The sequence below is a fragment of the Pseudomonas sp. GWSMS-1 genome (genome assembly GCF_049847425.1).
Classification (GTDB): Bacteria; Pseudomonadota; Gammaproteobacteria; order Pseudomonadales; family Pseudomonadaceae; genus Aquipseudomonas.
On the sequence record NZ_JBMHHV010000005.1, the window covers coordinates 257,537 to 278,425 of the forward strand.

At 61.2% G+C, this 20,889-nt stretch carries 22 protein-coding genes; 17 read left to right on the forward strand and 5 right to left on the reverse strand.

Annotated elements, in window-relative coordinates; all coding sequences use genetic code 11:
- Positions 1–160: 160 nt before the first annotated feature.
- The 8 genes from ACEPAJ_RS04535 to rsd all read left to right on the forward strand — a co-directional run bounded on the left by ACEPAJ_RS04535 (position 161) and on the right by rsd (position 7,520).
- A complete protein-coding gene (locus ACEPAJ_RS04535; RefSeq protein WP_425913781.1) occupies positions 161–1,243 on the forward strand; it encodes a sensor histidine kinase in 1,083 nt (360 codons plus the stop codon).
- Entirely contained in the window at positions 1,240–1,986 is a 747-nt protein-coding gene (locus ACEPAJ_RS04540; RefSeq protein ID WP_425913782.1) for a LytR/AlgR family response regulator transcription factor, read from the forward strand. The genes ACEPAJ_RS04535 and ACEPAJ_RS04540 overlap by 4 nt, the downstream gene beginning before the upstream one ends.
- A gap of 128 nt (positions 1,987–2,114) precedes the next feature.
- Positions 2,115–3,053 (forward strand): hydroxymethylbilane synthase, encoded by a 939-nt coding sequence (gene hemC, locus ACEPAJ_RS04545; RefSeq protein ID WP_425913784.1) that lies wholly within the window; start codon positions 2,115–2,117, stop codon positions 3,051–3,053.
- Positions 3,050–3,823, forward strand: a complete 774-nt coding sequence (locus tag ACEPAJ_RS04550; RefSeq protein WP_425913786.1) for a uroporphyrinogen-III synthase — start codon at positions 3,050–3,052, stop codon at positions 3,821–3,823. Before hemC ends, ACEPAJ_RS04550 begins: the two co-directional genes overlap by 4 nt.
- A 16-nt stretch (positions 3,824–3,839) precedes the next feature.
- On the forward strand, positions 3,840–5,045 hold the full coding sequence (locus ACEPAJ_RS04555) for a uroporphyrinogen-III C-methyltransferase (RefSeq protein WP_425913788.1): 1,206 nt from the start codon (positions 3,840–3,842) through the stop codon (positions 5,043–5,045).
- Positions 5,042–6,292 (forward strand): heme biosynthesis HemY N-terminal domain-containing protein, encoded by a 1,251-nt coding sequence (locus tag ACEPAJ_RS04560; RefSeq protein ID WP_425913790.1) that lies wholly within the window; start codon positions 5,042–5,044, stop codon positions 6,290–6,292. The genes ACEPAJ_RS04555 and ACEPAJ_RS04560 overlap by 4 nt, the downstream gene beginning before the upstream one ends.
- 23 nt (positions 6,293–6,315) lie before the next feature.
- Positions 6,316–6,858, forward strand: coding sequence for a DUF3833 domain-containing protein (locus ACEPAJ_RS04565; RefSeq protein WP_425913791.1), 543 nt, complete (start codon positions 6,316–6,318; stop codon positions 6,856–6,858).
- Between the two features lie 194 nt (positions 6,859–7,052).
- Positions 7,053–7,520: a sigma D regulator gene (gene rsd, locus ACEPAJ_RS04570; RefSeq protein ID WP_425913793.1), complete on the forward strand. Its 468-nt coding sequence runs from the start codon at positions 7,053–7,055 to the stop codon at positions 7,518–7,520.
- A 4-nt stretch (positions 7,521–7,524) separates the two neighbouring features.
- Here the strand turns inward: rsd and ACEPAJ_RS04575 are convergent, their stop codons facing one another.
- Positions 7,525–8,169 (reverse strand): FKBP-type peptidyl-prolyl cis-trans isomerase, encoded by a 645-nt coding sequence (locus ACEPAJ_RS04575; protein ID WP_425913794.1) that lies wholly within the window; start codon positions 8,167–8,169, stop codon positions 7,525–7,527.
- Positions 8,170–8,293: 124 nt separating this feature from the next.
- On the opposite strand from ACEPAJ_RS04575, the gene ACEPAJ_RS04580 reads away from it, so the two are divergent.
- On the forward strand, positions 8,294–9,139 hold the full coding sequence (locus ACEPAJ_RS04580) for an AlgP family protein (RefSeq protein WP_425913796.1): 846 nt from the start codon (positions 8,294–8,296) through the stop codon (positions 9,137–9,139).
- On the opposite strand, the gene ACEPAJ_RS04585 is transcribed toward ACEPAJ_RS04580, so the two are convergent.
- Positions 9,136–9,600 carry a TIGR02444 family protein gene (locus ACEPAJ_RS04585; RefSeq protein WP_425913798.1) on the reverse strand — a complete coding sequence of 155 codons (465 nt, stop codon included), beginning with the start codon at positions 9,598–9,600 and terminating at the stop codon, positions 9,136–9,138. The genes ACEPAJ_RS04580 and ACEPAJ_RS04585 overlap by 4 nt on opposite strands.
- Positions 9,601–9,650: 50 nt before the next feature.
- On the opposite strand from ACEPAJ_RS04585, the gene ACEPAJ_RS04590 reads away from it, so the two are divergent.
- The 4 genes from ACEPAJ_RS04590 (at position 9,651) to rhtB (ending at position 13,630) form a co-directional block, all read left to right on the forward strand.
- A complete protein-coding gene (locus ACEPAJ_RS04590; RefSeq protein WP_425913799.1) occupies positions 9,651–11,561 on the forward strand; it encodes an ATP-binding cassette domain-containing protein in 1,911 nt (636 codons plus the stop codon).
- A 29-nt stretch (positions 11,562–11,590) separates the two neighbouring features.
- Positions 11,591–12,145: a mechanosensitive ion channel domain-containing protein gene (locus ACEPAJ_RS04595; protein WP_411912016.1), complete on the forward strand. Its 555-nt coding sequence runs from the start codon at positions 11,591–11,593 to the stop codon at positions 12,143–12,145.
- A gap of 5 nt (positions 12,146–12,150) precedes the next feature.
- Positions 12,151–12,918, forward strand: a complete 768-nt coding sequence (locus ACEPAJ_RS04600) for a TerC family protein (protein ID WP_425913800.1) — start codon at positions 12,151–12,153, stop codon at positions 12,916–12,918.
- Positions 12,919–13,000: 82 nt separating this feature from the next.
- Positions 13,001–13,630 (forward strand): homoserine/homoserine lactone efflux protein, encoded by a 630-nt coding sequence (gene rhtB / locus ACEPAJ_RS04605; protein WP_425917939.1) that lies wholly within the window; start codon positions 13,001–13,003, stop codon positions 13,628–13,630.
- A gap of 15 nt (positions 13,631–13,645) precedes the next feature.
- On the opposite strand, the gene ACEPAJ_RS04610 is transcribed toward rhtB, so the two are convergent.
- Positions 13,646–14,419: an SDR family NAD(P)-dependent oxidoreductase gene (locus tag ACEPAJ_RS04610; RefSeq protein ID WP_425913801.1), complete on the reverse strand. Its 774-nt coding sequence runs from the start codon at positions 14,417–14,419 to the stop codon at positions 13,646–13,648.
- 121 nt (positions 14,420–14,540) lie between these two features.
- Here ACEPAJ_RS04610 and ACEPAJ_RS04615 point away from each other — a divergent pair, with 121 nt between their 5' ends.
- Both ACEPAJ_RS04615 and ACEPAJ_RS04620 read left to right on the forward strand, forming a co-directional pair.
- Positions 14,541–16,430: an FTR1 family protein gene (locus ACEPAJ_RS04615; protein ID WP_425913802.1), complete on the forward strand. Its 1,890-nt coding sequence runs from the start codon at positions 14,541–14,543 to the stop codon at positions 16,428–16,430.
- A gap of 60 nt (positions 16,431–16,490) precedes the next feature.
- Positions 16,491–16,946 (forward strand): YaiI/YqxD family protein, encoded by a 456-nt coding sequence (locus ACEPAJ_RS04620; RefSeq protein ID WP_425913803.1) that lies wholly within the window; start codon positions 16,491–16,493, stop codon positions 16,944–16,946.
- A gap of 3 nt (positions 16,947–16,949) precedes the next feature.
- On the opposite strand, the gene ACEPAJ_RS04625 is transcribed toward ACEPAJ_RS04620, so the two are convergent.
- Both ACEPAJ_RS04625 and elbB read right to left on the reverse strand, forming a co-directional pair.
- A complete protein-coding gene (locus ACEPAJ_RS04625) occupies positions 16,950–17,420 on the reverse strand; it encodes a thioesterase family protein (RefSeq protein WP_425913804.1) in 471 nt (156 codons plus the stop codon).
- 108 nt (positions 17,421–17,528) lie between these two features.
- Positions 17,529–18,191: an isoprenoid biosynthesis glyoxalase ElbB gene (elbB, locus tag ACEPAJ_RS04630; protein ID WP_425913806.1), complete on the reverse strand. Its 663-nt coding sequence runs from the start codon at positions 18,189–18,191 to the stop codon at positions 17,529–17,531.
- 195 nt (positions 18,192–18,386) lie between these two features.
- Here elbB and ACEPAJ_RS04635 point away from each other — a divergent pair, with 195 nt between their 5' ends.
- Together ACEPAJ_RS04635 and hemB are read left to right on the forward strand one after the other, a co-directional pair.
- A complete protein-coding gene (locus ACEPAJ_RS04635; RefSeq protein WP_425913807.1) occupies positions 18,387–19,622 on the forward strand; it encodes a sterol desaturase family protein in 1,236 nt (411 codons plus the stop codon).
- A gap of 242 nt (positions 19,623–19,864) precedes the next feature.
- Positions 19,865–20,878, forward strand: a complete 1,014-nt coding sequence (hemB, locus tag ACEPAJ_RS04640) for a porphobilinogen synthase (protein WP_322948683.1) — start codon at positions 19,865–19,867, stop codon at positions 20,876–20,878.
- Positions 20,879–20,889 lie beyond the last annotated feature (11 nt).

Genomic DNA, 20,889 nt, shown 5'->3' on the forward strand with positions numbered 1-20,889 from the left:
AATTCGCCGCGTCGCGTTATCGGCTGCTGCCGCGTGGCCCAGGGCGGGTAATGTTGCGCCGTTCACAGTTTTATTGTGGTGGGCGCATTTCGGTGCTTTATTTTGTCCGGCCGTAGCGGTCTATCTTGCTGCTGGGGCGGCTCACGCGGAAACTGCGGCGATGAAAATAAAAAAACCGTTATCAGAAAAGCAGCCTCTCCCGGTCGATGACTTCTTCGTCCCTGAACTGTGCGAGCCGGAAGCGTTGCTGAGCATGGTGTTGCTGGCCGAGTTGCTGGTGCTGGTACTGGTGCTCGCCGAACCCATGCTGCCGGGCTTTGACTGGGTGCGCCTGGCGCTAACGTCATTGTTTGTGCAGTGGATCGTGCTGCTCTCGGCCGCCGTGCTGTGCCGTTTGCGGCCTTTGATGGCACGCATGCGCGCCGCCACGGCGGGTGCCTTGTGCTGCGCCATTGTGGTCGCGCTGACATTGGGCTGTACCGCCGTCGCCGATTATTACGAGCTGGGCGGGCCGCTGCCGCGGATTGGCGAGGTCAACCTGTACCTGCGGCATGCCTTGATCAGCTTGATCATGTCGGCGCTGCTGCTGCGCTACTTCTATCTGCAAAGCCAATGGCGTAAGCAGGAGCAGGCCGAGCTACGTGCGCGCATCGAGTCACTGCAGGCGCGCATCCGCCCGCACTTTCTGTTTAACAGCCTGAACAGCATTGCCAGCTTGGTGGTGGTTGACCCCTATAAGGCTGAGCAGGCGGTGCTGGATCTCTCCGACCTGTTCCGCGCGAGCCTGGCCAAGCCCGGCAATCTGGTGCCTTGGCGTGAAGAGCTGGAGCTGGCGCAACGATATTTGTCGATTGAGCGCTATCGGCTCGGCGAGCGTCTACAGTTGCAATGGGAGGTGGCCGGCGTGCCGGACGATCTGCCGATTCCACAACTGACGTTGCAGCCCTTATTGGAAAACGCCTTGATCTACGGCATTGCGCCGCGTATCGAAGGTGGCTTGGTGCGGGTTGAGGCGAGTTATCACGAGGGGGTATTTCAGCTGTGCGTGAGCAATCCATACGAACAACTCGGCGAGCAACCGCCATCGAACGGCACGCATCAGGCGCTGAGCAATATTGATGCGCGGCTGGTGGCACTTTTCGGCCCGCGGGCCAGTCTTAGCGTAGAGCGCCGTGACGGCCGCCATTTCGCGTGTCTACGCTATCCTTGTGTGAGACCCAAGCAGGAAGCCCGTGCATTATGAATGTCCTGATTGTCGATGATGAACCCCTGGCCCGTGAGCGCCTAAGCCGTATGGTGGGCGAGCTCGATGGCTATCGTGTGCTTGAACCCTCAGCCAGCAACGGCGAGGAGGCCCTGAGCCTAATCGACAGCCTGAAACCGGATGTGGTGCTTTTGGATATCCGCATGCCTGGCATGGATGGGCTGCAGGTGGCCGCCAAACTGTGTGAGCGCGAGGCGCCGCCGGCGGTGATTTTTTGTACGGCTCATGACGAGTTTGCCTTGGAAGCTTTCCAGGTCAGTGCGGTGGGCTATCTGGTCAAGCCGGTGCGGGCGGAAAGCCTCAGTGAAGCGCTGAAGAAAGCCGAGCGGCCCAACCGCGTGCAACTGGCCGCATTGACTCGCCCAGCGGGGGACAGTGGCGGTGGCCCGCGCAGCCATATCAGTGCGCGTACGCGCAAAGGGATCGAGCTGATCCCGCTGGACCAGGTGATCTATTTCATCGCCGATCACAAATACGTGACCCTGCGCCACGCTGGCGGCGAAGTGCTGCTGGATGAGCCACTAAAGGCGCTGGAAGACGAATTTGGTGATCGCTTCGTGCGGATTCACCGTAATGCCCTGGTGGCACGCGAGCGCATTGAGCGGCTACAGCGCACGCCACTCGGGCATTTTCAGCTGTTTCTCAAAGGTATGGACGAGGAGGCGCTGATTGTCAGCCGCCGGCATGTGGCTGGGGTGCGCAAGTTGATGCACAACCTTTAGCGTCTGGTTGGATCTGCTCCACGTCGGCAATCCAATCGTAGAGGCGAAAGGGCATTGGCTGTCCGGTTGCAGGCCTGATGTGGGCCAGCCTGTTATTATCCTCGGCAGTTCGTTTTCTGGAATTGCTCATGTCTCGCGAAATCCGCATTGCCACCCGTAAAAGTGCCCTGGCCCTGTGGCAGGCCGAACACGTCAAAGCCCGTTTGGAGCACGCGCACCCTGGCCTCAAGGTCAGCCTGGTGCCGATGGTCAGCCGTGGCGACAAACTGCTCGACGCGCCGCTGGCGAAAATCGGCGGCAAGGGGCTGTTTGTTAAAGAGCTGGAAACCGCGCTGCTGGAGAACCAAGCCGACATCGCCGTGCATTCGATGAAGGATGTGCCGATGGACTTCCCTGAAGGCCTGGGTCTGTATTGCATCTGCGAGCGTGAAGACCCGCGTGACGCCTTCGTTTCAAACACCTATGCCAGCCTTGATGCGTTGCCCGCGGGCAGTGTGGTCGGCACCTCCAGCCTGCGTCGCCAGGCGCAGCTGCTGGCGCGCCGGCCGGATCTGAAAATCCAGTTCCTGCGTGGCAACGTCAACACCCGCCTGGCCAAGCTGGATGCCGGCGATTACGACGCGATCATCCTCGCCGCAGCGGGCCTGATCCGTCTTGGCTTCGAAAACCGTATTCGCGCCTCGATCAGCGCCGAAGACAGCCTGCCGGCCGGCGGTCAGGGGGCTGTGGGGATTGAGTGCCGCAGCGCCGACAGTGAAATCCATGCCCTGTTGGCCCCTCTGCATCACCGCGACACCGCGGTGCGGGTAACGGCCGAGCGCGCGCTGAACAAACACCTGAACGGTGGCTGCCAGGTTCCGATCGCCTGCTATGCGCTGCTTGAAGGTGAGCAGCTGTGGTTGCGTGGTTTGGTCGGCCAGCCGGATGGTTCGCAACTGCTCCGCGCCGAGCAGCGCGCCAGTAGCGCAGATGCCGAACAGCTGGGCGTTGCGGTGGCTGAAGCCCTGCTAGCGCAGGGCGCAGAGGCCATTCTGCAAGCCGTATACGGTGAGGCCGCAGCCGAGTGAAAGGGTGGCGTTTGCTGCTAACGCGGCCGACTCAGGAGTCGGCCGCGCTCGCTGCAACCTTGGCCCAACAGGGCATTTACAGCAGTAGTTTGCCGTTGCTGGCTATCGAGGCGCTGGGCGAGTGTGCCGAACTTCGCGCCACACTTACGGCGCTGAGCCGCTACTGCGCCGTGATCGTAGTGAGTAAGCCGGCGGCGCGCCTGGGGCTCGAGCTATTGCAGCGCTACCAGGTGGCAATGCCTGTCACGCAGCCTTGGTTCAGTGTTGGTGCTGCTACAGCGCAGATCCTTCAGGAGCATGGCCTGCAGGTGCATTACCCCGATCAAGCCGATGACAGTGAGGCGCTGCTGGCGCTGCCGCCATTTCAGCAAGCTCTGGCGGCGGCCGCTAATCCGCGGGTGCTGATCTTGCGTGGTGAAGGTGGTCGAGAGTACATGGCCGAGTGTTTGCGCGGCCAAGGCGTGCAGGTGGACTGTCTCGCCCTGTATCGTCGGGTGCTGCCGGAATACCCGCCGGCGGCGCTGGCCAAACAGGTTGAGGCCGAACACTTGAACGCCCTGATGGTCAGCAGTGGGCAGGGCTTTGTGCATTTGCGTGAGCTGGCTGCCGAGGCCTGGACACAGCTGGCCCTGCTACCCTTGTTTGTACCCAGTCCGCGCGTCGCCGAAATGGCCCGTGCGGCTGGTGCGCAATTTGTTGTGGACTGTCGCGGCGCGAGTGCCGCGGCGTTGCTGGCGGCGTTGCAAGCGCAACCTACCCCTGATCTCTGACGCAAAGGATGGATACGTGAGCGAAGCAACTACTCCGAAAGATCAAGCCCCGAACGAGCAAGAGCAGACGCCGGTGGATGCCGCCACGAACATACCGCTCAAGCCTGCACCCGCCGCGAATAAAACGGCCGCGCGTGGTAACGGCCTGGCGCTGCTGGCATTACTGATTGCGGCGGCAGGTGCCGGAGCTGGGGGCTGGGGGCTTTGGCAGCTCCACGGGATGGATGCACGCGAGAAGCAGCAGCTGAGCCAGTTGCAGGATGGGCGTAATGAAGCGCTGAGCGCGGCGCAGAGTCTGACGCAGGTTGGTCGGGCGCTGGAGGCGCGTATAGACCAGCTGCCCAGCGTTGATGAGCTGGAGTCGCGTCGTCGCCTGCTGACGCAGTTGCAGGGTGGCCAGCAGTTACTTAATCAGCGTCTGGAAACAGTACTGGGAGCCAGCCGGCAAGACTGGCGCCTGGCTGAAGCCGAGCACCTGCTGCGCTTGGCCAGTCTGCGACTGTCTGCGTTGCAGGACATCAACAGCGCCACCGCGCTGGTGCAGGCCGCCGATGAAATCCTCCGGGAACAGGATGATCCCGCTGCGTTTGCTGCTCGCGAGCAGTTGGCCAAGAGCCTGCAAGCGCTACGTTCGACCCTCAACCCTGACCGTACCGGGTTGTTCCTCCAGCTTGGCGCGTTGCGTGAACAGGTGGCGCAACTCAACGCCCAAGCTCCGGTGTTTAGTGGTGAAGGTGGCGTGCTCAGTGAGTTGGCGAGCGAGGGTGCAGCTGAGCCGCAATGGTGGCAGCGCGCCTTGCAGACTTTGTCGGAATATTTCCGCATCGACTTCAATGCCGATCACAATATTCGCCCGATGTTAGCCGGCCAGAGCCTGACTCAGGTGCGTCTGGCGCTCAGTCTGGCGCTGGAGCAGGCGCAGTGGGGCGCGTTGCATGGCCAGAGCGCTGTTTATCGACAGGCGTTGCAGCAGGCGCGCGAGGTGTTGGATGCGCACTTTGATTTGGACAACCCGAACAGCCGTGCCTTGCGCGCGCGGATCGATGAGTTGGCTGAGCAGCCGATTGCGGTGACACCTCCGGACTTAGCGCCGACGCTGAATGCCGTGCAGGCATATATTCAGGCCAAGCAGGCCGCGCGTCTGCAGCAGCCGAGCGAGACTAAGCCAACTGCCAGTGCCACAGAGGCAGCTGAGGCTTCATCGCAGGAGGCGCTGCAATGAAGCGTATCTACTGGTTGCTGTTGATCTTGGCGGTTGTCGCCGGCGTCGCCAGCCTGGTGTTGTTCGGTCTGCCGTTGGCCAAGGACAAGGGCTATGTGCTGATTGCCTTTCAGGGCTTCCGTTATGAGTCCAGTCTGTGGGCATTTGTAGCGCTGGTGCTGGTGGCTTGGCTGTTGGTTTACCTGGTGCGCCTGAGTTCGAGGTTGCTGGTCACGTCTGGTGCTTTACTCAACCCCTGGTCCTCTCTGCACAATCGTCGCCGTGTGCGTGTGGCATCGCAGCAGGGCTTTCTTGACCTGGCCGAAGGCCGCTGGGCGCGTGCGCTGCGTCACCTGAAACAGGCGGCAAACCATTCGCCGCAGCCGTTGAGTTATTACCTGGGTGCTGCGCGTGCAGCGCACCAGCTGGGTCAACACGAAGACAGTGACGACCTGCTGGAACAGGCCCTCAATCGTCAGCCGCAAGCGGAGCTGGCGATTGCCTTGCAGCATGCTGAGCTACAACTGGCGCGCGGCCAGACTGCTGAGGCGCTGGAGACCTTGCAGGTCATGCGCTCGCGCCACCCGCACCACCACCTCGTGCTGCGCCAGCTGCAGCAGCTTTATCTGCAGTCTGAAGATTGGTCGGCCCTGCTTGGCCTGTTGCCGGATCTGCGTAAGGAAAAAATCCTCGGCAATGCCGAATTGAGCGAACTGGAACGCCAGGCTTGGCGCGGGCGCTTGTTGCAGGCGGGGCAGCAGGTAGACGGCGACGCGCAAGCGGCCCTAGGGGTGTTGCAACAGGCCTGGCAAGCCATGCCGGCAGCACAGCATAAGCAGCCCGAATTGGTGGCGGTGTATGCCGAGCAACTGCGCCAACTGGGCGCCGAAGCTGAGGCGGAAGAGCTGCTGCGGCATTTCCTCAAACAGCATTACGACACGGCCCTGGTGCGTTTGTACGGCTTGCTGCGTGGGGCGGACCTGGGGCGGCAGTTACAGGCGGCCGAAGGCTGGCTGAAGCAGCACCCTGACGATGCCGGCTTGCTGTTGACGTTGGGGCGACTATGCCTGCACAGCCAACTGTGGGGTAAGGCCCAGGATTACCTGGAAAGCAGCCTGACCTTCCAGCGTCATCCGGAAACCTGCACCGAGCTGGCCCGTCTGCAAGCGCAGTTGGGTGACCTGGAGCGCAGTAACAGCCTGTATCAAGAAGGTCTGAATCTGCTCGATTCACGGTTGTGCGCGCCGGCTTTACCGGCAACCACCTGAACTAAGCGTTTTGCGAGGTGCTTATGCGAGCCTTGTTGATGGGATGCCTGGCGGCGTTACTGCTCGGTTGTGCGGGGCCCCAGGTAAGCGACTATGCCCATGAGCAGCCCAGCCTGGAGTTGAGTGATTACTTCAACGGTGAGTTGCAGGCCTGGGGCATGTTTCAGAACCGTTCTGGGGGGGTGGTTAAGCGTTTCCACGTCGCCATGACCGGTACTTGGCAAGGCGATGTTGGCGTGCTCGATGAGCGCTTCACCTACAGCGATGGCAGCACCGAACGGCGCGTCTGGACCCTGAAGAAACAGGTCGATGGCAGTTGGCGTGGCACTGCCGATGATGTGGTGGGCGAGGCTATCGGTCACGTTGCTGGTAACGCCCTAAATTGGCGTTACCAGCTGCGCCTGAAGGTTGATGACTCGACCTATGTCGTTGATTTTGATGATTGGATGTACCTGATAGACGGTCAGGTTATGCTCAACCGGGCGCGTATGTCCAAGTGGGGCATTGATCTTGGCCAGGTTACCCTGAGCTTTTATAAGCCCGCGGTGGTTGAGGGTACTCAGTAATTGCCGGTTAAACGCTTGTATGAAATTATCTCCGGAGCTGCCTTGAAGGCTTAGGCCTGCGGGAATAGTCTGGCTGCAGCACTGCCGGAAAGTTGCCGCTTCACGGCTGTCTTCCCCGACCCTGCACGAACTGACAAAAAACTGTCTCGATGCAGGCGAACAACACTAATAGCAATAGGGAAGTAGAGGTCATCATGCTCGAGAGTTGTCAGAACGCCCAAGAACGCTGGGGTGGGGTTCACCTGCTGATTGATCGCTGGCTGCAAGAGCGCAAGGAACTGGTGGAGGCATACGCGGCCATCGACAGTTCAGCGCAAGCGCCAAAGGCCAAGACGCTGCTGAACTTCTGCGAAATCCTGGTCGACTATGTGTCGGCGGGTCACTTCGAGGTCTATGAGCAATTGACCAGCGAAGCCAAAGCATTTGGTGATCAGCGCGGGCTTGAATTAGCCAAGCAAATCTACCCGCGTATCGAGGTCATTACCGAAGTTGCGCTGGCGTTTAATGACCGCTGCGACACGGGCGACTGCGCTGATTCAGCATCGCTGCTTGATGAGCTGAAACGCCTGGGTCAGCTCCTGCATGAGCGTTTCGAGTTGGAGGACTGCCTGATTGAAGTCCTGCACAACGCCCACCAGGAACAGGCCGCGCCAGCGCTCTGACTCGCTACTCCTTGGTGTCGAGCAATTCCAGTTCGAACACCAGGGGTGCGTAGGGGGGGATCAGATCCCCTGCACCCTCTTCGCCATACGCCTGGGCCGAGGGAATCACCAAACGCCACTGCGCGCCCACCGGCATCTCCTGCACGGCGCTGCGCCATCCGGCGATTACGCTATCCAAGCGAAACCACTGCGCAGTCTGGCTTTCGTCAAACTGGCTGCCATCGGCCAAAAAACCGATATAGCGCACTTGAATACGGTCTTTCGGGCCCGGTTTGCGACCGCTGCCCGCGCGCAGTTCCTGCATCAGCACACCATCCTGCAGCACGCGCACGCCTGCTTTGGCTTTCTCCCTGGCGAGAAAGCGGCGCTCGGCGGCCTTGGCTTTTTCGACGCGTTCCGGCGCTGCGCTCAGATGCGTTTCATGCTCAGCCAGCAGGCTTTCGATGCGCTTGGCGTCCAGTGCCAGCGGCTCGTCGTGGTAGGCCTGGCGCAGCCCGTCGAGCAGGGCCTGCAGCTGTAAATCAGGCACCTCATCGCGCAGCCGCTCGCCGAGTTTGACCCCCAGGCTGTAGGCGAGATCATGGTCGTAATTATCTGCTTGAGCCCAGGGCGTGAGCAGGCAGATCAGAAGCAGGGTAAAGCGTGACATGGCGGTTCTCCGGCCGAAGGTGCACCGATTATGCCTGCCAAGTGCGCCACCTCAATGCACGAGGTGGCAAGGCAGGCGAGAGGAGGTCTAGTATGACGTCATCTCATCCGCCAGGAGGCGCGTCATGTCGGCTAAAAAGAACGCAAAGAAGAACTCAGTGAGTACCCCACTGCACTTGCTGCAGCAGCTTTCCAGTAGCCTGCTTGAGCATCTTGAGGACGCGTGCACGCGTGCCTTGGTTGATGCTGAGAAGTTGCTCGCCAAGCTGGAAAAGCAGCGCGGCAAAGCTCAGGAAAAACTGCATAAAGCACGCAGCAAAATGCAGGACGCCGCCGTTGCGGGTAAAGCCAAGGCCCAGGCCAAAGCAAAAGACGCTGTGTCTGAGTTGGAGCAACTGCTCGATACCTTGAAAGACCGTCAAAGCGAAACCCGCAGCTATATTGCCGAGCTTAAGCGTGACGCTCAGGAAAGCCTGAAACTGGCTCAGGGCGTCGGTAAGGTCAAAGAAGCCGCGAACAAGGCGTTGGATAGCCGCACTGCCAAGGCGGCGATGGTCAAGCCTGCGGCCAAGCCAGTGGCCCGCAAAGCCCCGGCAAAAGCGCCCGCCAGCAAGCCTGCGACAAGCACTGCCAAGGTTCCGGCGAAGCCAGCGGCTAAAGCCCCTGCGGTAGCAAAGCCTGTGGCGAAAGCGCCGGCCAAGCCAGTTGCCGCTAAGGCGCCCGCGAAACCAGCCGCCAAGGCGCCTGCTAAGGCACCGGCCAAAGCACCCGCTGCAGCCAAGCCAGCGGCAAAACCGCCAGTCAAGACGCCGGCAGTTGCCAGCAGCGCCAAGCCTGCCGCGAGCAGGGCGACTGCCGCTAAGCCTGCCTTTAAAAAAGCTCCAGCAGCTAAGCCCGCCAGTAAGCCTGTAGCTGCCAAGGTCGAAGCGCCTGTTACAGCCGCTGACAGCGCCGCGCCTGGCGCCGTTTAGTCCGTGAGTTGAGCCGCCGCGGTGCGTAGCCTGTGCAGCGCATCGTGGTCGGCCGCATCACCCGTCAGGCGTTCCAGCCATTCTGCGGGCGCTATTGCGGCGTCGTTTCGCCAGTTCTGAATCTGCGCTGCCAGACGTTCCAGCAGCTCTCGCTCAGCCTCTAACTCAAGCCATTTCACCTGTTCGCGCAGGTGCGCCAAGGGCTTATCGCGTTGAGCCTGCTCGCGCCAGGCTTGCCGTACCTGTCGCAGGGGTTCGATTACCTGCTGCTGCCAAGGCTGCGCAAGGCCATGCAGGGCATTGATGCGTGCTTGGTTGCAGGTCACCTGATGACGCTCCAGCCAGGCGGCGCACAGCAGCAGGCAGACGTCAGCCCCTTGCGCTTGTAATTGCAGGCAGGCGGCTTCGACGCCGGGGCGTTGATAGAGTGCTTCGGCGAATCGCCACAGATCAGTGGACATGGTGCTTTCCGGATTTCTCAAGGGGGACTCTGGTAGACTCCGCCGCCATTATGATCCGACTCCAGAACCTGACTTTACAGCGTGGCCCTCAGCGTTTGCTAGAAGACGCCGAGATGACCCTGCACCCCGGCCACAAAGCCGGCCTGATCGGCGCCAATGGCGCCGGCAAATCCAGCCTGTTTGCCCTGTTTCGTGGCGAGCTGAGTGCGGACGCGGGCGACTGCCTGATTCCCGCCGATTGGCGAGTGGCCCACATGCGCCAGGAGATCGACGCAGTCGAGCGCCAGGCGGTGGACTATGTGCTTGATGGTGACGTGCAGTTGCGTCGGGTGCAGGCCGAATTGGCCATCGCCGAAGCCGCGCATGACGGCGCTGCGGTGGCGCGCTTGCACATCGAGCTGGACACCCTCGACGGCTACACCGCCGATGCCCGTGCGCGCAAGTTGCTTGCCGGCCTGGGTTTCGACAGCGCGCAGATGGACCGGCGCGTCGGCGACTTCTCCGGCGGTTGGCGTATGCGCCTGAATCTGGCGCAGGCGCTGATGTGCCCGTCCGACCTGCTGCTGCTCGACGAGCCCACCAACCACCTCGATCTGGATGCGATTCTCTGGCTGGAAAGCTGGTTGAAGGGCTATCCCGGCACGTTGCTGTTGATTTCTCACGACCGTGACTTCCTCGATGCGGTGGTCGATCACGTGGCCCACCTCGATCAGCAGAAGCTGACCCTGTATCGCGGCGGTTATTCGGCCTTCGAGCGCACTCGGGCCGAACGCCTGGCGCAGCAGCAGCAAGCGTACGAGAAGCAGCAAGTGCAGCGTGCGCACATGGAAAAATACATCGCTCGCTTCAAGGCGCAAGCCACTAAAGCCCGTCAGGCGCAGAGCCGGATCAAGGCGCTGGAGCGCATGGAAGAGCTGTCGGCCGCGCATGTCGACTCGCCCTTTGATTTCAGCTTCCGCGAGGCGGACAAGATTTCCAGCCCGCTGCTGAACCTTAGCGAAGGCCGCCTCGGTTATGGCGACAAGGTGGTACTGGAAAAGGTCAAACTGAGCTTGGTTCCCGGCGCGCGCTTGGGCCTGCTCGGGCCGAACGGCGCGGGTAAGTCGACCCTGATCAAGAACCTGTCGAACGAGTTGCAACCCATCAGCGGTCACCTGCAGCGCGGCGAGAACCTGGTGGTTGGCTACTTTGCCCAACACCAGCTCGATGCCCTAGATGACAAGGCCAGCCCATTGCTGCACTTCCAGCGCCTGGCACCGACCGAGCGTGAGCAGACCCTGCGCGATTTCCTCGGTGGTTTTGACTTCCGTGGCCCGCGTTGTGACGAGCCGGTGCTGAATTTCTCCGGCGGTGAAAAAGCCCGTCTGGCCTTGGCGTTGATTGCCTGGGGCAAGCCCAACCTGCTGCTGCTCGACGAACCCACCAACCACCTTGACCTGGAGATGCGCCTGGCGTTGACCATGGCGCTGCAGGAATTCAGCGGTGCCGTAGTGGTGGTGTCCCACGACCGGCACTTGCTGAAAAGCACCACCGATGAGTTTCTGCTGGTCGCCGATGGTCAGGTTCAGCCCTTCGATGGTGATCTGGAAGACTACGCGCGTTGGCTGGTGGATTACCGCACGCGGCAGGCACCGACCAGCAGCGGCGAGATCAATCCGGATAAAGCCGACAAGCGTGTGCAGCGACAGGCCGCAGCCGCTTTGCGTCAGCAACTGGCGCCGCACAAGCGTGAAGCCGACAAGCTGGAGAAAGAGCTGGGCCAGCTGCATGAAAAGCTGGCTGCCGTGGAAGCTCGTTTGGCTGACAGCGATATCTACGAAACCGCGCAGAAGGACGCATTGCGTGATGCCCTGGCCGAGCAGGCTAAGCTGAAAAGCCGCGAAGCCGATCTGGAGGATCGTTGGATGTCTGCACTGGAAACCCTCGAAGCCTTGCAGGCTGAGCTGGAAGCGGCCAGTTGAACATCACCCTGCCTACCCTTGAATGGCTGATGACCTGGCGCGAACCGCTGGTCAGAACTGGCCAGGTGATCTTGATCCTGCTGCTGGCCTGGGTGTTTCAGCGCATCTTCACTCGCGGTATCACCCGTCTCGGCAACCGTTATCCGCAGCTACCGGCCGAGCTACTGATGCCGTTGCGCGGTTTGCTGCGCTGGTTGATTCTCGGCAGTGCCTTTATGTTGGTGCTGGAGCGTTTGGGCGTTTCCGCTCAGGTGCTGTGGACGGCCCTCACGGGGTTTGCCGCCGTGGCGGCGATTGCCTTTTTCGCCATCTGGAGCGTGTTGTCCAACATGTTCTGCGCGCTGCTGATTTTCGCCATGGGGCCGTTCCGCCTGGGTGATTGTGTCGAGGTGCTGGAAAGTGCCGACAAACCCGGCGTGCGTGGGCGCGTGGTAGCGATCAACCTGTTCTACACCACCCTGGAAGACCTCAGCGGTGATGCGCCCGGCGCCTGGGTGCAGATTCCCAATAGCCTGTTTTTCCAAAAAGCCGTGCGCCGCTGGCGTAATGGTCAACTCCCCCCTGAGCGTACCTCCGAGATCTGATTCCTATGGAATGGCTGAGCAACCCTGAAATTTGGGTCGCGTTTCTGACCCTGACTGCCCTGGAAATTGTCCTCGGCATCGACAACATCATCTTTATCTCGATCCTGGTCAGCCGCCTGCCCAAGCATCAGCAACCCAAGGCGCGCTTCTTTGGCCTGGCGCTGGCCATGGGCACGCGCATTTTGCTGCTGCTGTCGATCAGCTGGGTGATGCGCCTGACGGCCGACCTGTTCCATGTGTTCGATCAAGGCTTCTCCGGGCGTGATCTGATCCTGCTCTTCGGTGGTCTGTTCCTGTTGTGGAAGAGCACCGCCGAGATCTTCCACAGCCTGGAAGGCGAAGAGGAAGCCCAGACCGTCGGCGGCAAGACCTATGGCTTTATGGGCATCATCGTGCAGATAGCCATCATCGATATCGTCTTTTCGCTCGACTCGGTAATCACTGCTGTCGGCCTGGTCGATAACGTGCCCGTCATGGTCGCGGCCATCATCATCTCGGTGATCGTGATGATGCTCTCGGCAGGCACCATCAGCGACTTTATCGACAAGCACCCGAGCCTGAAAATACTCGCCCTGTCGTTCCTCATCGTGGTCGGTACTGTGCTGGTTGCTGAAGCCTTCGGCGTGCATGTGCCTAAGGGTTATGTGTACTTCGCCATGGCCTTCTCGCTGGCGGTGGAAGCCGTCAATATCCGCATGCGTGTGGCCCGTGCCCGCGCGCGCAAGGAAGAAGGGTTGGATCCAGTGCAGCTGCGTAAAGGTTCGCCGGACTGATTCACTGGCTGTGCGAGTTACACAACAAGGGGTAGGCTGCATGGCTTACCCCTTTTTTATTGTTCCGTTTGAGGTGTGTGCGATGGTATTGGAAACCTGGCTTGCGTTCTTTGTTGCCTGTTGGATCATCAGCCTGTCGCCAGGCGCCGGGGCGATTGCTTCGATGTCGGCCGGTTTGCAGTATGGCTTCTGGCGGGGCTACTGGAATGCTCTAGGTTTGCAGCTGGGCTTGGCGTTGCAGATCGCTATTGTGGCGGCTGGGGTCGGGGCGGTCTTGGCAGCGTCGGAGTTGGCCTTCAGTCTGATCAAGTGGTTTGGCGTGGCGTACCTGGTGTACCTCGGCTATCGCCAGTGGCAGGCCTTGCCCAGTGATATGACGGCGCAAACCGAGCGTCCCATCGGGCGGCCGCTGAGCTTGGTGTTGCGCGGTTTTCTGGTCAATTTCGGTAACCCCAAGGCGATCGTTTTTATACTCGCGGTGTTGCCGCAATTCATCAATCCACAGGCACCGTTGTTGATCCAGTACCTGCTGATAGGCGTGACCATGATCTGCGTTGATCTGATCGTTATGGCTGGCTACACCGGCCTGGCGGCGCGGGTGTTGCGTGCGCTGCGTTCGCCACGCCAACAGCAACTGATGAACCGCACCTTCGGCGCGCTGTTTATTGGTGCGGCGGCCTTGCTGGCCAGTGTGCGCCGCGCGCCGATCTGATCTAAGCGGGTTTAGCTACCAGGGAATCGGCTGGCCGTCCCAGCCCCAGAAGCTGCCGGTCTGCGCCGGGCCGTGTTGCTCAACCTGCGCCAGCAGGCATTCGGCGGCGTAGCTTGGGGTGAACAGTTGGTCGGCCGGCACATTGGCCTGAAAGGGTTTCGACAGCTCAGTGTCGGTGGTGCCGGGGTGCAGGCTGAGTACGCAGCTGTTGGGATTCAGGCGGCTGAGCTCAATGCTGGCGGTGTGCAGCAACTGGTTGAGTGCGGCCTTGCTGGCGCGGTAGCTGTACCAGCCGCCGAGGCGGTTGTCGCCAATTGAGCCAACCCGTGCCGACAGCGCCGCGACCGTGCACGGGTGCTTGCCGCGTAACAACGGCAGCAGATGCTTGAGCAGCAAGATCGGCGCGAAGCTGTTGCGTGCAAAGGTGGTTAGCAGCCCCTCAAGGTTGAGTTGGGCCAGCCCTTTTTCAGCTCTTGCGGCGCCGTCCTGTAGCACTCCGACCGTGCACAGCAGCAGGTGCAGGCGCGGTATGGCCGCGCGCAGCTGTGTGGCCAATTCACTTAGGGCCTGTTCATCGCATACATCGACATCCAGGCAGTGCAGGCGCGTGCCATGTTCTAGGGCCAGTGCCTTCAGTTCAGGAGCTTGGCTGGCTTGGCGGGCAACCGCCCAAACACCGGCTATATCTGCGCGGGCCAATAGCTGCGTGGTCAGTGCCAGGCCGATACCACGGCTGGCGCCACAGACCAGTGCATAGGCCGGTTCGTCGAGGCGTTGCGAAAAACTCATCGGAGCACTCCTGCGTGATTGCGACAATCCGTCGCAGGTCTTGGTCGATCAGAGGTTGAGGAAAGTCAGTATGAGGATGACAATGGTATTGTCATTCATTCGTATTTGGATCCTATCCTCTATGACTTCCGTATTGCGTTTCTGCAGCTGGTTGCTGGTGCCCGTGTTGGCGCTGTGCAGCCTGGCTGTTATGGCCGAGCCTATTGAGGGCGCGGCGCAAGCTTTGCATTTGTTGGGTTACCTGGGGGCTGACTACCCAGCCACCGTGTCCAATGGACAAGTTGTCGACTCCGGCGAATACCGCGAGCAGCTGGAATTTCTTACTGTACTGCAAGGCTTGATCGTTGCGCTGCCGGCGCGTGACGAGCAGGCCGAACTGCAGCAGGGCGTGGCCAGTCTGCGCACGGGTATCGAGCAGCGTGTCGAGGGCAACCAGGTCGCCCTGAAGGCCCGTGAACTGGCCGCGACGCTGGCCACGGCCTATGGCGTCAGCCAGGCTCCGGCCATCACGCCCAACCCCAGCCGTGGCGCGCCGTTGTTCGCCCAGCACTGTAGCGTTTGCCATGGTGCCAGCGGTGCCGGCGATGGGCCGGCCGGCCTTGGTTTGGAGCCGCCACCGTCTAACCTGCGCGACCTGACGCGGCTGGACAGGTTAAGCCTGTATGACCTGTACAACACCGTCGGTCTGGGTATCGACGGCACCGATATGGCGGCCTTTGCTGATCAGCTGGATGAGCGCCAGCGTTGGGACCTGGCGAGTTATATCGCCGGGTTTAGCGCCACTTCAACTGCCCAGGGTGAGCCGTTCAGCCTGACTGCGTTGTCGGGTATGACCCCTGCCGAAGTCAGCGCTGAGCAAGGTGAGGCGGCTGCTGCACGGTTCCGCGCTCAACGTGCGCAGCCGCCGGCGCAACAACGCGGCCCGCAGCAGTTGATTGGGCATACCCAGGCGATGCTTGAGCGCAGCCTTAGCGCCTACCGCGACGGCGATCACGAGCAGGCCTATGACCTTTCTGTCGCGGCTTATCTGGAAGGCTTCGAGCTGGTCGAGGGGGCGTTGAACAACCTCGATCCGGCGCAGCGCAAAACCACCGAGCGCGCCCTAATGGCTTACCGGCAGGCGCTGCAAGACGGCTTGTCGGTGCCTCAGGCGGCGCAACGTCTGGAGCAGGCCAAGACCGAGCTGGCCACTTCCGCGGCATTGCTCGACAGCGATGGTTTGTCGGATTCGCTGAGCTTCTTCTCCAGCTTGCTGATCCTGCTGCGCGAAGGGTTGGAGGCGATTCTGGTGTTGGCGGCGATTCTCGCCTTCCTGCGTAACACCGGGCAGCAGCAGGCGGTGCGCAGTGTGCACGTCGGTTGGGGCTTGGCCCTGCTGGCCGGGGTGGCCACCTGGGCGCTGGCGGCGTACCTGATAGATGTCAGCGGCGCTCAGCGCGAGGTGCTTGAGGGCGTTACCGCGCTGTTTGCCAGTGTCATGGTGCTCTGGCTGGGCGTGTGGATGCATGACCGCCGGCATGCCGCGGCGTGGCAGGATTACATCAAGAGCAGTCTGGTCGGTGGTGGTGGCCGTTTCGGCTTTGCCGTACTGGCGTTCTTCTCGGTGTACCGCGAGCTGTTTGAAGTCATCCTGTTCTACGAAACCCTCTGGCTGCAGGCCGGCCCGCAGGGGCATGGCATGGTCCTGGCGGGTGCCGCTGCCGCTCTGGCGCTGCTGCTTGGCTTGGCCTGGGTGATTCTGCGCGGTTCACGCAAGCTACCGCTGGCGACCTTCTTCGGCGCTAACGCGGTGCTATTGTGCGTGCTCTCGGTGGTGTTTGCCGGTCACGGTGTGGCGGCCTTGCAAGAAGCCGGCGTGCTGAACACGCACCCCGTGGCCTTCTTCGAATTCGACTGGCTGGGTATTCATGCGGATGCTTACGGCCTCGCGGCCCAGGCCGTCGCGTTGGCGGCCATTGCGCTGTTTTATGGGCGTAGCTGGTTGGGCGAGCAGCGTCGGCTAGCGGTCTAAGCGCCAAGCGGTTGCCGGCATGGCTTACCATGTCGGCTTGCCTGCAAAGAGTAATGTGCCATGCGCGTATGGATTGATGCCGATGCCTGCCCCAAGGCGGCCAAGGATCAGGTGGTGAAGTTCGCCCTGAAGCGACGCTTCGAGGTGTTATTGGTGGCCGGTCAGGCTCAGGTTAAGCCGGCCTACAGCTGTGTGCGGCTGATCGTGGTACCCAGTGGCCCGGATGCCGCCGATGATTACCTGGTGGAACATGCCGTGCCCGGTGAGCTGGTGATTTGCAGCGATGTACCGTTGGCTGATCGCCTGGTGAAAAAGGGCGTGGCGGTGCTTGACCCGCGCGGCCGTGAGTTTGATGAGCGCAACATGGGCGACAAACTGGCGGTGCGTAACTTGTTCACCGAGCTGCGTGAGTCGGGCCAAGTCGGTGGCGGGCAGCCGCCTTATGGCGAGCGCGACAAGCAGGCCTTTGCCAATTCACTGGACCGCATCCTCACGCGCATGCAGCGTCAGGCCTGACGCCTATCCGCACAGATAGGTGCCGGTGCCGACCGCCACCAGGGTGCCGTCATCGCTGTGCAATTCGCTGCGCACCACCGCTACCTTGTTGCCGCTGCGCAGCAGTACGGCGGTGGCCGTAAAGCGCTGGCCGCGCCCGGGGCGCAGGTAATCGATACGCAGGTCGATGGTGCCGAGTTTGGACAGCCGCGTCATGCGTTCGGCGCTGGACAGGTGCTGGTGTTTGTCGAAGGCGCCAATCAGGGCCATGGCGCCGCCCGCGACATCCAGCAGTGAGGAAATCACCCCGCCATGCAGAATGCCGTGGACGAAGTTACCGATCAGCTCGGGCTTCATCGGCAGGTGCATGGTGACGCGCTGGCTGCTCAACTCATCCAGCTCGATGCCGAGCATCTGGTTGAAGGGAATACGCTGGAAGAACTGACTGACCGCTTGTTGCAGCTCGGCGTTCAGCTCGAAAGGTGGGTTGCTCATGGAGATCGTGCCTGGACGAAGGGACGATCAACCTGCCGCACTGTGGCTGATCTGGCCAGTGGCGCGGCGGGTGTGCCGCGCGCATTGGCGGGATTGGCCTTGGATTGCTTAAACCGGGTGGCTGAGCTCCAGCACCCGATCCACCAGCTTGTTGATGCCCGAGGCGGCTTCGCTGATTGATTGGGCAACCATATAAGCCGGCGTCGTCACCAGCTTGCGCTCGGCATCTTCAACAATTTCGCTGACATCGCACTCGTGATGCTCAGCACCCATCTGCACCAATGTTGCGGAGGTTTCATGATCGTTGCCGATGGTGCAGATCACGCCGCTACCAAATATTTTTGCCGCCAGCGCCGGGGCAATGCACATCAGTCCGACCGGCTTACCAGCTTTGACGAAGGCCTGGGTGGCGCTCAGTACATCCGGCTGCACCGTGCAGTTGGCGCCGCTGATGGCAAAGTCAGAGAGGTTTTTCGCCACGCCAAAGCCGCCCGGCATGATCAGCGCGTCGAAGTCACCGACATGCAGCTCCTTAACGTCCTTGATCTTGCCGCGCGCAATACGCGCCGACTCCACCAGCACGTTGCGGGTTTCGTCCATTTCATCGCCGCTGTAGTGGTCGACCACATGCAGTTGCGCCACGTTGGGGGCAAAGCATTGCACCTTGGCGCCGCGCTGATCGAGGCGTAGCAGGGTGATCACGCTTTCGTGGATTTCCGCGCCATCGTAGACACCACAGCCGGAAAGAATCACCGCGACGTTTTTGTTCATCAAGTTCTCCTGAGTTGCCAGCTGCACTGGGCTGAGTTGTGATTTGTCGGCGCCTGAACACGCTTGTCGCCATCTGCTACCTAGTTTGGCATGGTGTGCTGCAAGAGGCGTGCACCACTGGGCTAAGATTTATGCAGCCATCCTAGCTGTTAGCCCCATGCAGCGATATGGCGCTTCTTTGCAAATGGTGACGCCATGAATTACATCCTCTACGCCGTACCGTTTTTCTTTGGGTTGATCGCGCTGGAGTTGCTGCTCGACCGTTGGCGCGGCCTCAGCACTTACCGGTTTTCCGATGCCATCAACAGCCTCAGCGCTGGCGTGCTGTCGACCACTGTGGGCCTGTTGACCAAGGCCGTTGGTGTATTCGCCTACACAGTGGCCTGGCAGCACGTGGCGCTGTTTGAGTTATCAGCCAGTAGCCTGTGGGTCTGGCTGTTCGCCTTCGTTTTCTACGACTTCTGTTATTACTGGAACCACCGCTTGGGCCATGAGCGCAACGTGCTGTGGGCGGCGCACTCGGTGCATCACCAGAGTGAGGAATACAACCTCTCCACTGCGCTACGGCAGACCAGCAGCGGGTTTCTCTTCGGCTGGATCTTCTACCTGCCGATGGCCGTGGCCGGTGTGCCGCCGCTGGTGTTTTTGACGGCGGCGGCGCTGAACCTGCTTTATCAGTTCTGGGTGCATACCCGGCATATCCCTAAGCTGGGCTGGTACGAGTGGCTGTTTATCACGCCGTCCAACCACCGTGTGCACCATGCGCAGAATGCTGTGTATATGGATCGCAACTACGGCGGCGTGTTCATTGTCTGGGATCGCCTGTTCGGCACCTTTCAGGAGGAGTTGGATGACCAGCCGGTGGTGTTCGGCGTAACCACGCCGCTGGCCAGTTGGAATCCGCTGTGGGCCAATGTGCAGTTCTATGTGGCGCTGTGGCGTGATGCCGTGCGCGCCGAGTCCTGGTGGGACAAGTTGCGCATCTGGTTTATGCGCACGGGCTGGCGGCCAGCGGATGTCGCGGCGAAATACCCGCAACACAAGGCAGATTTGAGCCAGTTCGTTAAGTTCGATGTGCCGCTGAGCTTGGCGCAGAAGTGCTATGCCGCTGTGCAATTCAGCCTCTATGTGCTCGGCGGCACGCTGTTGCTGGGCCTGGGTAACGATCTAAGCCTGGCGCAGATGCTCTTGGGCGTGGCCTGGATGGCTGTCGGCTTGTATGTGCTTGGGGTCTGGCTGGAGAACCGCCCCAGTGCCAAGCGGCTGGAAGTGCTGCGGTTGCTGCTAAACCTGCCGGCGGCCTGGCTTTCTGTGCAGCTGGAGTTGCTGGCCAGTCAGCCGCTGCTCTGGGCGCTGCTGTTGGGCTACAGCCTGCTTAGCCTGGGTGCGCTGTTCTGGACGCCACGTGGGGAGAACGCAGTGCCTGCCTAATGTGCTAACGGCCAGGCCCCACAACGGTGGACAGGCGCAGGCTTGCTCCACCGTTGTCGTTTCAGGCGTTTAAGCGGCGGCTGACTCTGTCCAGTTCGGCATATTCTCGTCATGCTCCAAGGGTTATGCTGGCTGGGCTTGCGGCAAGCGGTCGCAGCGCTGTCGTGCGTTGTCATACTTTGGTCATAATGGCCGCTTATAACTGTCACACTTGCCCGTCGCTACGGGCTTTGGAGTCTGTCGTGAGCTTTACCCCCGCCAATCGCCTGTTTCCCGCCACTCGCCTGCGTCGCAATCGCCGTGACGATTTCTCCCGGCGCCTGGTGCGTGAAAACCGCCTGAGTGTTGATGACCTGATTCTGCCGGTGTTCGTCCTCGACGGCGAAAACCGCCGCGAAGCGATTGCCTCGATGCCGGGTGTTGAGCGCTTGTCCATCGACCTGCTGCTCAAAGAAGCTGAGCACTGGGTGGCCTTGGGGATTCCGGCATTGGCGCTGTTCCCGGTGACGCCGCTGGAGAAGAAATCTCTGCTCGGTGAAGAAGCCTGGAACCCGGACGGCATTGCCCAGCGCGCGATCCGTGCCCTGCGCGCCAAGTTCCCTGAACTGGGGGTGATCAGCGATGTGGCCCTGGACCCATTCACCACCCACGGTCAGGACGGCATTCTCGACGCCGATGGCTACGTGCAGAACGACATCACCGTCGATGCCTTGGTCAAGCAGGCGCTGTCGCATGCGGACGCCGGTGCCCAGGTGGTTGCCCCTTCGGACATGATGGACGGCCGTGTGCAGGCGATCCGCGAGGCGCTGGAGTTGGCTGATCATTCCAATGTGCGCATCATGGCCTACTCGGCCAAGTACGCCAGCGCCTACTACGGGCCGTTCCGCGATGCGGTGGGTTCGGCGGCGAACCTGGGTAAGGCGAACAAGGCCAGCTACCAGATGGACCCCGCCAATAGCGATGAAGCGCTGCACGAAGTGGCAGCAGATCTGGCCGAAGGCGCGGACATGGTCATGGTCAAGCCGGGCATGCCCTACCTGGACATTCTTTGCCGGGTCAAAGCGGAATTCAAAGTGCCGACCTTTGTCTATCAGGTCAGCGGTGAGTACGCCATGCATATGGCGGCTATCCAGAATGGCTGGTTGAGCGAGGCGGTGATTCTCGAGTCACTGACCGCCTTCAAGCGTGCGGGTGCTGATGGCATCCTGACTTATTTCGCCGTGCGCGCGGCAGAACTACTGAAACAGGGGCACTAGCCCCTCCAGGA